12 protein-coding genes and 1 pseudogene are annotated in these 13,338 nt (G+C 33.9%); all 13 read left to right on the top strand.

What is annotated here, in order from left to right:
* Window positions 1-225 precede the first annotated feature (225 nt).
* Window positions 226-1,878 (top strand): HEAT repeat domain-containing protein, encoded by a 1,653-nt coding sequence (locus tag QWY91_RS04765; RefSeq protein ID WP_290232195.1) that lies wholly within the window; start codon window positions 226-228, stop codon window positions 1,876-1,878.
* A gap of 213 nt (window positions 1,879-2,091) precedes the next feature.
* A complete protein-coding gene (locus QWY91_RS04770) occupies window positions 2,092-2,673 on the top strand; it encodes a hypothetical protein (RefSeq protein ID WP_290232196.1) in 582 nt (193 codons plus the stop codon).
* A gap of 192 nt (window positions 2,674-2,865) precedes the next feature.
* Window positions 2,866-5,169 carry a PHP domain-containing protein gene (locus tag QWY91_RS04775; RefSeq protein ID WP_290232198.1) on the top strand — a complete coding sequence of 768 codons (2,304 nt, stop codon included), beginning with the start codon at window positions 2,866-2,868 and terminating at the stop codon, window positions 5,167-5,169.
* A gap of 195 nt (window positions 5,170-5,364) precedes the next feature.
* Window positions 5,365-5,520, top strand: coding sequence for an IS66 family insertion sequence element accessory protein TnpA (gene tnpA / locus QWY91_RS04780; RefSeq protein WP_290232200.1), 156 nt, complete (start codon window positions 5,365-5,367; stop codon window positions 5,518-5,520).
* 121 nt (window positions 5,521-5,641) lie between these two features.
* Complete coding sequence (gene tnpB / locus QWY91_RS04785) at window positions 5,642-5,983, top strand: IS66 family insertion sequence element accessory protein TnpB (RefSeq protein WP_290232202.1); 342 nt, start codon at window positions 5,642-5,644, stop codon at window positions 5,981-5,983.
* Window positions 5,984-6,058: 75 nt separating this feature from the next.
* Window positions 6,059-7,608 (top strand): annotated as a pseudogene (tnpC, locus tag QWY91_RS04790) (IS66 family transposase).
* A gap of 58 nt (window positions 7,609-7,666) precedes the next feature.
* The gene (locus QWY91_RS04795; protein ID WP_290232204.1) at window positions 7,667-7,819 is read left to right on the top strand and encodes a hypothetical protein; all 153 of its coding nucleotides are present in this window, start codon (window positions 7,667-7,669) and stop codon (window positions 7,817-7,819) included.
* Window positions 7,820-7,992: 173 nt separating this feature from the next.
* Complete coding sequence (locus tag QWY91_RS04800) at window positions 7,993-8,934, top strand: 5'-nucleotidase (protein ID WP_290232205.1); 942 nt, start codon at window positions 7,993-7,995, stop codon at window positions 8,932-8,934.
* A 161-nt stretch (window positions 8,935-9,095) separates the two neighbouring features.
* Complete coding sequence (locus tag QWY91_RS04805) at window positions 9,096-9,866, top strand: phospholipase D-like domain-containing protein (protein WP_290232207.1); 771 nt, start codon at window positions 9,096-9,098, stop codon at window positions 9,864-9,866.
* Window positions 9,867-10,520: 654 nt separating this feature from the next.
* Complete coding sequence (locus QWY91_RS04810; RefSeq protein WP_290230433.1) at window positions 10,521-10,892, top strand: transposase; 372 nt, start codon at window positions 10,521-10,523, stop codon at window positions 10,890-10,892.
* Window positions 10,889-11,743 (top strand): IS3 family transposase, encoded by an 855-nt coding sequence (locus QWY91_RS04815; RefSeq protein WP_290230874.1) that lies wholly within the window; start codon window positions 10,889-10,891, stop codon window positions 11,741-11,743. The genes QWY91_RS04810 and QWY91_RS04815 overlap by 4 nt, the downstream gene beginning before the upstream one ends.
* Window positions 11,744-12,077: 334 nt before the next feature.
* Window positions 12,078-12,467 (top strand): IS630 transposase-related protein, encoded by a 390-nt coding sequence (locus QWY91_RS04820; protein WP_290232209.1) that lies wholly within the window; start codon window positions 12,078-12,080, stop codon window positions 12,465-12,467.
* Complete coding sequence (locus tag QWY91_RS04825; protein WP_290232211.1) at window positions 12,464-13,330, top strand: IS3 family transposase; 867 nt, start codon at window positions 12,464-12,466, stop codon at window positions 13,328-13,330. The genes QWY91_RS04820 and QWY91_RS04825 overlap by 4 nt, the downstream gene beginning before the upstream one ends.
* The last annotated feature ends 8 nt before the right edge of the window (window positions 13,331-13,338 follow it).

A 13,338-nucleotide genomic window follows, 5' to 3' on the forward strand; every position in this document is an offset into this window, starting at 1 on the left:
GGAAAACAAAAACTGGTGCTAACACCGTATATAGCTCATAGCTAATTAGTTGATTAATCAAAGTTATGGCATATTTGCGAAGTCCGCCAATTTTTTTAATTTGGCTTATTGAAAGGAAAAGGTGATAAGAAAATTAAAAAATTCGGCTCGTGCTTAACCGAAAAATAATCGTTAATTTACACGCTACGAGCCATATACAATACCGTTAGGGCACATTAGAACGAAATGAAGAAATACATCATAATTTTAGGAACATTTTTAATTTCAATCGCTTCATTCGGACAGAATATTGACGAATTTAAAAAGGATTTTAAAAAAGCCACCGAAACTGAATTTAGCGAATCCGAATTGAATGAAATGTTCAGAACATATTCAAATTTACTAACACCTCATAGTGACATAACTCAACTTACTGCAAGTTTCAAAAATGAACGAATAGTTCAATATCCACTTTCCGAATTTAAAGAAACAGACGATTATAAATACAATATCCAAAGTCTACTAAATTCAGAAAACCCAAACCAAAGACTACTTTCTTATTTAGTAATTGCTGGAGCTGGAGATAAGAATTATGAAAAGACACTTTTAGAAAAACTAAAAACAGAGGAAACTAAAGGAAACTTAATTTGGTCTGGAATGGCATTAATGTATTTACAAACAAGCCATACAACACCTCTTTTTGACTTTTTAATTGAGAACGAGAATTTTGGAGATAGTCATATGATTCCGATGTATTTCCAACTAAACAAAGACTCACTTCAAAATACCGCTTACAACAGAATTAATAGCACAAACCTAAAAGCTAAAATTCTTTCTGCACAATTACTTTCAAAAACCGGAAAGAATGAAAAAACTGAAAAGCTATTACTTGATGCGGTAAAGAATTGGGATTATAACATAAAAGGTTATGCAATATATTCTGTGAAAGAATTAGAAATGGGGAATCTAAAAGAGACTTTTGTTCCTTTATTAGACAGTATAAAAACTCGTCCTATTGCTATTGAAGCGTTGGCAAATAGTCCAACAAAAGAAGATGTGGGTTATTTAAAACAACTTGCTAATTCAGAAAAAGTTGTTTCTAAAGACATTTTAAACGGCTTTTTAGAATCAAAAAATCCAGAAAGTGTCAAATATTGGCTTGAACTTGTTTCAAGCCGAGAAATCCCTGAAAAGTACTATTTCAATACTTTAAGAAAACCGCTTCTATTCTCTGACGAATTGTTAAATGATGTTCAAACAACTTTAAAAACAACAAAACATCTAACGATTCAAAAAACGTTGATTAAGGTTCTTGAAGGACGAGAAGATTCCGTATCTGAAGAAATACTTTTGAACTATATAGACAATGACGATTCATCAGTTCGATATTGGACTGTGGACGCTCTAAAAAATACTAAATCAAAAATAGTAATTGAAAAACTTGTTGAGCTACTAAAAAACCCCGGAAAGCGAGTTTCACCAATTACACATATCCTAATTAATAATGAGATAGATACACTTCAAAACGTTTATACAAATATTTATAATACTTATGAAAGTTCGGAATGGAAAAGAACAGCGATTGAGTATTTATCTAAATTCCCAAAAGAAGAACATAAAGGAATTTTAAAAGATGTTATCTACAATAAAGATTCGGGATTTTCAATGAACCGAAATGCATCAATTGGACTTGCAAACCTAAATGATAAAAGTTCAATTGACCGAATTATTGAGATAAGCGAAAAAGAAAGAGAAGGAAGTGATGGAAATTGTCAAGCTTACTTGAGAGCATTATCAAAAATAAAAGGAGAAAAAGCGAAGAAATATATATTATCATTTGAAAATAGTGAATCTGAATATATTTCGGAATTAGTGAAAGAAATAATAGCAGAATGGTAGATAATAACGTGCCCTAACAACGTATATAACTCATAGCTAATCAGTTGTTTAAACAAAGTTAAGGCATATTTGGAAAGTCGCCAAATTTTTAAATTTGACGATTTCCAATTAAAAAGATAAATAGTAAAATTTAAAAATCTGGCTTGTACTCAACCGAAAATTAAAAGCTAATTTACACGCTACGAGCCATATACAAAACCGTTACCCACCATTTTGAAAAAAGCAAATCTCGAAAATAAAATCATAGACGCGACTTCAAGTTTACTTGATATGGCAACTGATATGTGTTGGAATAAAATCTCGAGAAAGTGTGATTATATTATGTCCGAAATTGACAATTCAATCGGAGGAAATCTTTATGAACAAGCGAAAATAAGAAAGAAAATTAACGACAAAAAAACGCCCAAATCGGTAAGTGAAATTGTGGCGGAATTGAATAAATTATTTGAGAATCTTTACGACATAAATCTTTATATTTATAAATCTCTAAATAACAAAACCATAGTCGAAATAAGATATTTTCTCAAAACAGCTCACACAGCGGAATTTTATTCAACAATAATAGATAATGAACCGATGTTGCATTGTAAAGTATCGATTCCACCTTACGTTGCGAAAAAACCCAACTCTGATGAGATTCAAAAAAAATTCGATGTGAATTGGGAATTAGGTGGAATTAGGCAAGAATGGAATAAATTTTTGGGTAAATTACGGTATCAAATATGGAAATATAATTACGACCGAAAACAAAGATTGCGAAAAAAAACGGTGGGTAACAACGTATATAAAAAATAGCTATGTTATTTCTAAAACGTAAATTTTGGTATATTTGGTAAGTCGCCAAATCTTTTGATTTGGCTTTTGAAAAGTAAAGATAAAATCAAAATGCAAAAGCTTTGGCTTATGGTGAGACTGAAAAGATTGTGCTTGTTTTTACGCTACTTTCCATATACAAACTCGTTGCCAGTAATCTAAAAAACATACTCATTGAATCCAATTTACTTAGATACACACATTCATACTTCTGCAAATCCTAATCAGGTAAATGAAGATTATGATATTGATTTATTAGTCGCTAAAATTAAAGAATTTAATGGTAATTCTGAATTTTTGATTTCGCTAACAGACCATAATATGGTTAATAAAAGTGCCTATCTGAAAGCGGTGGAATTAAATTTAAATATAATTCTTGGTGTAGAATTACACATAAAAAATTATGATGATTGTCCAGCTTATCATTGTCATATTTATTTTGACCTTATAGAAATTACAGAAGTTATTCTTGACGATATAAACAAAAAATTAGATGAATTATACTCTAATAAGGAAGTTGTCAAAAAAGACCCAAAGATTCCTACAATACAGGAGATAATTAATAAATTTGATTCTTACGAATTTATGCTACTTCCTCACGGAGGACAATCGCACGCTACTTTTAATACTTCAATTCCAAAAGATACAAGATTAGATAGTACTTTAGAAAGAAATGTTTATTACAATCATTTCGAAGGATTTACTGCAAGAGGAGACAAAGGCCTTGAAAAAACTCAAGCATATTTTAAAAAACTTGGAATAAATGAATTCGTAAATCTTATCACTTGTAGTGATAATTATACACCTTCAACTTATCCTAATGGTAAAGACAAAAATCCATTTAATCCAACTTGGATGCTTGCAAAACCAACTTTCAATGGATTAAGACTTTCTTTATCCGAACAATCCAGATTAATTTATTCAGAAAATAAACCTAAATTTTATTCCGAGAATATTAAATCAGTTTCTCATAAAGAAAAAAACCTAGATATAGATGTAGAACTAACTTCTGGATTAAATGTAATAATTGGAGGCTCTTCTAGTGGCAAAACATTATTAGTAGATTCTATTGTTAGAGGTATAAATAAGACTGTTCAAGATTCTATTTATAAACAATATGAAATTGATAAAATTAATATTGTAAATCCATCAGGTATGAAACCTCATTACCTCTCTCAAAATTATATTATGGGAGTTGTAAATAATATTAGTGACGATAAAATTGAAAATATAGATATAATAAAAAGAGCATTTCCAGGAGACGAAGAAATTAAAACAAGTATCAATAATGGCTTGCGAGAATTTAAAAAGAATATAATATCATTAATTGAAAGTGTAAAAATTCTTGAAGCCGAGAGCCAAACATTACAAACCACACCTATTATTTCAAGATTAATTACAAGAGATAATTTAGAAACCAATATTTATGACAATCTTCAATCAAATGAATTAGAGAATGAGAAATTAAGATTTTCACAAGGCACTTATGATGAATATGTACAATCTTTGGATTCTATAGATGACTTTTTATCTAAATACCCATTTGTTGAACACGATTCAGATTTGGTAACTAAACTTAAAGATGAATTATCAAATGTTTTAACTATATCAAATAAGGAAAAACAAGTTAGAACTTTACTTGTGCAAGAGCAAGAGTCATACAATCAAGTGTTGAGACATTCAAACTCTGAAGAACAAACAAAGAGTCAAAATTTCATCAAGCTTTTAGAGTCTTTAAAAAAATATGTGAGAGCCTATAGAAAATTTCATAGAACTATAAATTCAATTTCAAGCTATACTCTCAATTTTGATTCAGAGGAAATAGAATCAATGGGACACAAATTATATATAGAGAATGATTTTATATTAAGTACAGATAAGTTTATCGAAGTAGTTAACCATTTTCTAAAAAATAAAATAAGCGGTTTTGAAAATATTACACCTGAATTATTATTTGAAAGTAATTTCAAAAAACAAAAACCTAAAGTTCAAGATTATGATGACTTCGAAAACAGAATTTACAACAGTTTCGAAGAGTTAAATAAGAAAAAATACAAAATCATTACTAATGATGGTCGTGAATTTGATAAACTTAGTCCTGGTTGGAAAACATCTGTAATTCTTGATATAATACTAGGGTATGATAAAGATAGTGCACCAATAATAATAGACCAACCAGAGGATAATTTAGCAACTGATTACATAAATAAAGGATTAGTTACTGCTGTAAAAAAAATAAAAAATAAAAAACAAATAATTTTAGTTTCTCATAACGCAACAATCCCAATGTTAGCAGATGCACAAAATATAATTCTGTGCAAAAATGAAAATAATAAATTAATAATAAAATCAAGTCCTTTAGAAGGCGAAATTGAAGGAACAAGTGTTGTTGATTTAATTGCAAAAATTACAGACGGAGGTAAATCTTCAATTAAAAAAAGAGTAAAAAAATATAACCTCAAAAAATTCAGCGAATAATGAAATTAATATTTAATAAAGAAGATAATAACGATATAACTGTAAAAATACAGCAAGGAACTATTCCAGTTCAGTTTACATATACTGAAATGATAAAACAACTTCTCGAAAATAATACCATTGTATCCACCCCACCAACTGCATCTTGATTAGTTAACTTTCTACCGATAGCTTTGCTCTAAAATAATATTTATTATGAGCAAACAGGGAGAAATGTACACTTTAGTTAATGACTATCGTAATAGCGGTCTTTCGGCAAAAGCTTTTAGCAAAGAAAAAGGAATCAGTCCTTCCACCTTTTGTTACTGGATCCGCAAAAAGAAAGATGAAGATCGGCCCGGGGATTTGTAGAAGTTACCAAGGGATTAAAGTCGTCATCGGGTGAGCTGGAACTTATTTATCCCAACGGGGTCAAACTCCAAATGAATGCTGCGGACCTGGGACTTATTGCCCGGTTAGTTAAGTTGTATTAATGTTCTCCTTAGGTTCCTCCCATAATTATCACTTTTATCGTAAGTCTTGTGATATGCGAAAATCATTTAATGGCTTGAGCGGGCTGGTGAGAAATGAGCTCAACCGGAAGCCTACCAGCGGTGATGTGTTCGTTTTTCTTAACCGTAACCGCACCCATCTCAAGCTGCTTCACTGGGAGCGGGGCGGCTTTGTTTTATACTACAAACGTCTGGAGCGCGGAAGCTTTACTCCGCCTGTAATTAAAGAAGATCAGACCAGTTTTACCTGGCCGCAATTGGTACTGATGATAGAGGGTATTACGGTTGAAAAAAGTGTTCAGAAACTGCGCTACTCCCACTAGAAAATAATCGTGTTTTATTAGTAAAAACAGGGGTTCACGGTAGGTTTAACAGGTCTGTTTTTGTATCTTTAACCCATGCAAGAACCCTTAGAAAACCTTACTAAAGATCAGCTTTTGGTCCTCCTGAAGAAGGAGACGAAAAAGAGGGGAAAAGCTGAAAAAAGTGTTTCCAAAAGGGAGCAAGAAGTTAAAAAAGCACAGCATGAGATTGCTGACCTGAAATTCCAGGTGGAGTACTACAAACGTCTGGCCTTTGGCCAAAAAAGGGAACGTTTCGAAGGGGATAAGAACCAGTTGGGCCTTCCCTTTGAAATGGAGCCCCAAAAGGCAGCGGCACAAGAATCCGGGTTAAAAGAAAAGCTCAGTGGCCAGCGTCGCAAAAAAACTTCCAACCACAAAGGAAGAATGGCCCTTCCGGAGCATCTTGAGGTCAAAGAGATCGAGATCTATCCTGAAGAAGATATTACCGATATGGTTTGTATTGGCAAGGAAGTGACCGACGAGCTGGAATACGAGCCTGCCAGATACTATATTAAACGCTACATCCGCTATAAGTATGCTCCAACCAATAAAGAAGGAGTAATCATCGGGGAACTTCCCGAGCGGGTGATCGAAAAGGGAATCCCGGGGCCGGACTCCTAGCTTCGATCTTGGTCGATAAGTACCAGGACCATCTCCCGCTCTACCGACAGCTGCAACGCTTTAAAAGGGCGGATATCCCCATAGCCTCCTCCACACTGGAAGGCTGGACCAGGCAAAGCCTTAAAATCATCGATATCCTTTACCAACACCTACTGGAGGATATTCGCTCCAAAGGATATCTGCAAAGTGACGAAACCCCCATAAGGGTAATGGATCCCGCTAAAAAAGGAAAAACACATCAAGGGTATTATTGGGTACATCATTGTCCCATGGATGGCAGCGTACTCTTTGATTACAGGCCCGGGCGTAGCCGTGAGGCTGCCGATCATGTATTGGCCGGGTTTAAAGGCTACCTTCAAAGTGATGGCTATGCCGCTTATGATAAAATCGGCAAGCGTGAAGGGGTTACCCACCTGAACTGCTGGGCCCACGCCAGAAGGGAATTTGACAAGGCAAAAGATAATGATAGGGAGCGCGCTGAAAAAGCATTGGGCTTTATCCAGAAACTATACGCGGTAGAAGCCCAGGCACGAGAGCAAAACTTAAGCCCGGAGCAGCGTAAGTCCCTGCGATTGGAAAAAGCACTGCCTGTCATCAATGAATTTGGCAAATGGATGTTCGATCAGATGAAGCATCGGCTAATCCTTCCCAAAAGTCCTATCGGAAAGGCCTTCAAGTATTCTATGGATCGTTGGGACCAACTTAGCGCCTATCTTTTTGATGGTATTCTGGAGATCGATAATAATTTAGTGGAAAATGCCATCAGGCCATTGGCACTGGGCAGAAAAAATTACCTGTTTGCAGGTTCTCATTCAGCAGCAGAAAGAGCCGCAGGAATCTATTCCTTCTTTGCCATCTGCAAAAAGCACGAGGTGAATCCATTTGAGTGGCTTAAATATACCCTAGAGAATATTATGTCCATCAACCATAAGAACATCCGAAATCTCTACCCACAGAATTACAAGAAATTACAGCAAGTTTAGATCAAGTTTACAAGAAGGGAATCCGGTAAATAAAATTATGCTAAGTTAGTAGATGTGGTTGGTGGGCCGCATACATACCATTGATGATACTGATTTTGGTAATTTAACAGAAGACGAAAAGAAAAATCTAGAAGATATGTTAGGTAAAATTTCTGACATCTTTAAGGAAGAGGAAGAGGAAGAGGAAGATAAAATAGAGGCATCTGAATAAAAGACTACTGGCAACACCGTATATAATTTATTGCTGGCTTCCCGCCTACTTACGAAAGTCCTCGCGGACTTTCTTGGCCGGTAATTATTTACTAAATGAGTTGCTTAAAACACGCAACAAACCATATACAAACACGTTGTGCGTCATTTAAGAAAACCGAAACATTAAAAAATATGGCATTAGACATTTCAAAAATATTAGTAGTAGGAGTTTCTTCCAGGGCACTTTTCAACTTAGAAAAAGAAAATGAAATCTTCAAAAAAGAAAACATTGAGGGCTTCAGACGATATCAGTTAGAACACGAAGATGAACTATTAACAGAAGGAACTGCTTTTCCTCTAATTAAGAGTTTATTAAAACTAAATGATATCGCTTCAAAACAAATTGTAGAAGTTGTCGTAATGTCTAGAAATAGTCCGGAAACTGGAGTTAGAGTTTTAAAATCTATCAAACATTTTAATCTTCCAATTACAAGATGGGCGTTTTCTGGAGGAGAACCACTTTCGCCATTTATTGACGCGTTTGATATTGATTTGTTTTTATCAAAAGATGAAGAAGATGTTCAGAAAATAAGTGATACGTCAAATTGTGCCACAGCTTTAATTTATGAACCACCAACAGATTATGTTCCCGAAATTGACAGAGTAAAATTTGCATTTGATGCAGATGCTGTAGTTTTCTCAGAAGAATCGGAACAGATTTATAAAGAACAAGGAATAGAAGCTTTTCATAAACACGAATCCGAAAATGAAGACGTGACACTCAATGACGGACCATTCGCTGAATTATTAAGAAAACTATCTAAAATTCAAGAATTCTTGCCTACCACTATAGAATTAACACCTTTAAGGATAGCAATTGTAACAGCTAGAAATGCACCAAGTCATATGCGAGTAATCAAAACTCTTCGTCATTGGGGTGTTTATGTTGATGAAGCTTATTTTATGGGTGGTTTATCAAAAGATAAAGTTCTAAAAGCATTTGGAGCACATATTTTCTTTGATGACCAAGAAACTCATTTGGATGGCTCTAGTAAAGTAGTTCCATCTGGAAAGGTATTATATAAGACAGATTCACCTCTTAGAAAATACGAAAAAAAGAAGAAAGAAAAATAAAAAACGAACGCACAACAATGGCTATAAGTAATTGCTTGTCCTCGCCCACTTCTGAAAATCCTCGCGGATTTTCAGTTTGATGTGTACTTGCTAAATTAAGCGCTAACCCACGCAACTACTCATAGCCGAGACCGTTAGCCACAATTAAAAAAACAACACTAATGAGCGATTTCACATATGAATTACCACCTGAACAAGACTTCTTTAAGGCCTTAATTGAATATGTAGAACACAAACAGCAAAATGACATAGCTGAATTATTAAAAAAATGTACTATGTCATTTCAAGAAACCAGTAATTTCACACATAAGATATGGAATACATATTGGTGTTCAATCATTTTTTCACTTCCTATTTCAGAACTTCCGAACATAAATCAAAGAACACATACTATACTCAAGGAATATTGTGACCAATTACTTCCGACAAACTGTGGTTTTTTAATTAAAGAAATAAATTTCGTGCCTCAAATAGTTCAACACCCTGTTGAACAACCTGCTGATGTAGAAGTCGTATTTGAAAAACAAAAAAATAAAATAATTGACGTTATAAATCAAGCAAAATTTACGATTTGGATTGCTGTTGCTTGGTTTACATTAGATGAAATTTATGATTTACTTGTTGAAAAAAGTAATGAGGGAATTGATATTCGCATTATTGTGAGTAAAGACGAAATAAATAAGAAAAAATATGATAAATACAAGGACAAACTAAATATAAAAGGCTATCCAAAGTTTGGAGCATTTAATGATAATTTAATGCACAATAAATTTTGTGTCATTGATTTACAGAAAGTTATACACGGCTCTTATAATTGGTCAAGAAGAGCTGAATATAATAAAGAAACTGTTGAAGTTGTTGATGATAGAAAAGTAGCAGAAGAATTTGCCGAACAGTTCAAACAGCTACAATTGGAATTGAACAAAGAATAATAACTGTGGCTAACACCGTATAACAACAATTGCGGTTTAGTGCTTAATCAAAGGTCATTGCGTGTTTGTAACGTCTGATTTTCCCTCGGAAAATTCTCGCATGCAAACTCGCAACTATTGTTATACATAAACGTTGCCAAAAATAGCTCCGAAACCAAATCAGAAGTTTAAATCATTGAATTCACTGAAACTTATCAATTTTTCGGGAAAAGCAGAAATGAAAAAACGGAATGGCTAAAAGTGACGTTAGCAATACGTGGACTTAAACTCACTCGAATAGAAAAGAAAAGAAAAAAGATAAATTGTTGCGGATAAAATTTTATCAGCACTGCTCTATTTTCTAATCTTTGCGGATAAAAATTCAATTTATAATTCATTTTCAAAATGATAATTTAATCTAAACGGACTAAAAAGCTCAGGGACGATAAACAGGAATCGCTTAGCAGTTCGTACTCAGCAGAACGTGTCGCTACATTAGGCAACAACGTATACCAGCAATTGCGGGTTTTGTGTCCTGCGGACACAATATCGAAAGCGTGAAATTCGGGGATTTTTTCTATCTTAGTTTTCCAAACACCGCAACTGACGGGTATTCAATACCGTTGCCAGCAATGCTGACTCGTCCTGAATAAAGGCTACATAATTTCAAACATTATGTATAAAAATGACAGAGTAATCAGACGGTATTCCGAATCGTTCAAACTAAAAATTTTAGACGAACTTACGGCAGGAAAATTAAACAAGTATCAACTAGGTAAAGCTTACGGTATTGCTCCAACAACCATAAACGAGTGGATCAGGAAATATAACCGTAAAGACCTTATGAACACCAGAGTGACTGTGAAAACAAAAGATGAGATTACACGCATCAAACAGCTTCAAAAAGAAATTGAACAGCTGAAGAAACTTCTTTTGAAAAAGGATATAGACGCCCTTATAGAAGATTCTTATCTTGAAGTGGCAGCAGAACAGCTGGGCTATAAATCAGTGCTTGAACTTAAAAAAAAACTAAGTATCAAGCCTTGATCAAAGCAAAAGAGAACGCTAAAGGATCTGCTACTCTTTCAGCTATAACAGCTTGTTTTGGCCTTAAACGGGATGCATACTACAAATACAAAAGTAGAGAGGACAAACGTTTGAAAATAGAGAAAAAAGTTATTGATATAGTCAAGAAAAAGCGCAGATCACTTCCCAGAGAAGGGGTTAGAAAACTTGCCAGATCACTGAGCAAAGAGTTTACAAATGCCGATTTAAAAATAGGCAGGGATACCTTATTCAACATTCTTAGAAAACACAATATGCTGACACTTAGAAAAAAATACAGCTCTAGAACAACGAACTCATTACACAGGTTCTACAAGTATAAGAATATCATTAAAGATGTAGAAACAACTAGATCAAACCAAATCTGGGTGAGCGATATCACTTATATCAGAACTATAAAAGGCTTTTGTTACCTAGCACTCATTACAGATATGCATAGTCGCAAAATTGTCGGCTATGACATCAGCAATAGCCTAGAACTAAAAGGCTGTGTAAGAGCTTTGAACAAAGCCTTATATCAAGCTAAAGATATTGACGCACTTATACACCATTCTGACAGAGGTATCCAGTATTGCAGCAATGTATACACACAGATCCTTAAAAGAAATAATATAGGAATCAGTATGACCGAAGAGAACCATTGCTACGAAAACGCGATGGCAGAACGTGTAAATGGCATATTAAAAGACGAGTTCTATCTCGACCAGACCTTTGATAGTCTACAACACGCTAAGAGGGCTACAGAAAATGCAATTAATTTGTATAATGAAATAAGATTACATTTATCTTTAGACTATCAAACACCAAATATGGTTTATAAATTAACAGCTTAAATCAATTTTAACCTGTAGCCATATTTTAGGACTAGACACTAGTTATGGTACTGAATTAAATTCTTTAAAAATCATTTCAATGCTAACGCATATTGACTATATTATAAATCATTTTAAATCGAACTAAATAAACAATTGCCAACAACGCGTATAGACAATTGCGGCTAAATACTTAATCGATATTCGATGTTTTTAGCTATATTTATTTTAAGCGGACAAAACTTGGCAAACCAGCCCGCAACTGTCCATACTCGAAACCGTTATACACAATTATGAGGACTGTACTTTCCTGAAATAGGTTGACTAAAAATTAAACCTTTTAGTACTATACCTAATGAAAGAACGAAATCAACACTGTCGAAAAAATTCCTACAAAAAAGTGGGATACGATCTTAAACTGGTCATCATTGATCAGATACAGAATGCGCAGATTTCTATTAATCATGCTGCTCTTAAATATCAAGTTTCCAGAGCTTCCATCTATTACTGGTTAAAAAAATACAGTACTTTAGAACAAAAGAAACAAGGGATGAGCAAAAAATATGAAATCAAGAAACTAAAGGAAAAAATAGAGGAACTCGAGTTTGTAAAAGACTTCCAGCAAGACATTATTGCTGACATGGAGCTTATTACAGGAGTTGATATGGCAAAAAAGTCATTACCCAAAACATTAGCAGACGAGATCGAAAAAAAGAAACTAAACCGTTCAAAAGAAAATGGTTGATCCAATGTTTTGGGATTTCTAAACAAGCTTTTTATAAACGATTAAGATCTCAAAAGACCAGACAAGTTCAGCAACAGCTGATCATTCGGCTTATAAAAGAGTACCGAAGTAAGTATGGAATGCGTACCGGTGGGATTAAACTCTATAAGGAATTAAAGAATGATATGAACCGACTCGGTATTAAAATAGGAAGGGATAAATTCTATCGAGTAATGCGTATCAACAATCTTTTAGTACCTAAAACAAAGCGGTTCCATATCACAACCGATTCAAAACATCGATTCTTTAAATACAGAAACATGATAAAGAATAAAGTACCTAGTAGACCTGAACAACTTTGGGTAAGTGATATCACCTATATCAAAACACAGAGCGGCCATAGTTACCTGGCTCTGGTCACAGACGCCTATTCAAAGCAAATTATGGGGTACAAACTAGCAAGCCATATGAAAACCTCACTTTGTATCGATGCACTTAAAATGGCGCTTAAAAATAGAAAATACAAGAATCAGAAACTCATCCATCATTCCGATCGCGGAATTCAGTATTGTAATCCACTATATACCGGCTTCGCTGAGCAAGAAGGAATACTTATGAGTATGACCGAAAAGTATGATCCTTATGAAAATGCGATAGCAGAACGCATTAACAGAACACTCAAATATGAATACGATTTAAAACGTACCATAAAAAATACTAAATTAGCTAAGAAGATAGTCAAACGAGCCGTGGAAATTTATAATAACAAGCGACCACATTTTAGTCTCAAATTGAACACCCCTAACTTTGTTCATTTGAATAAAAATGTAGACTATCATTCCTACAAAAAAAACAAACAGAATTTAGAAGTATTGACCATTTAAAATGTCGA

This window comes from Zunongwangia endophytica (genome assembly GCF_030409505.1).
Lineage (GTDB): Bacteria > Bacteroidota > Bacteroidia > Flavobacteriales > Flavobacteriaceae > Zunongwangia > Zunongwangia endophytica.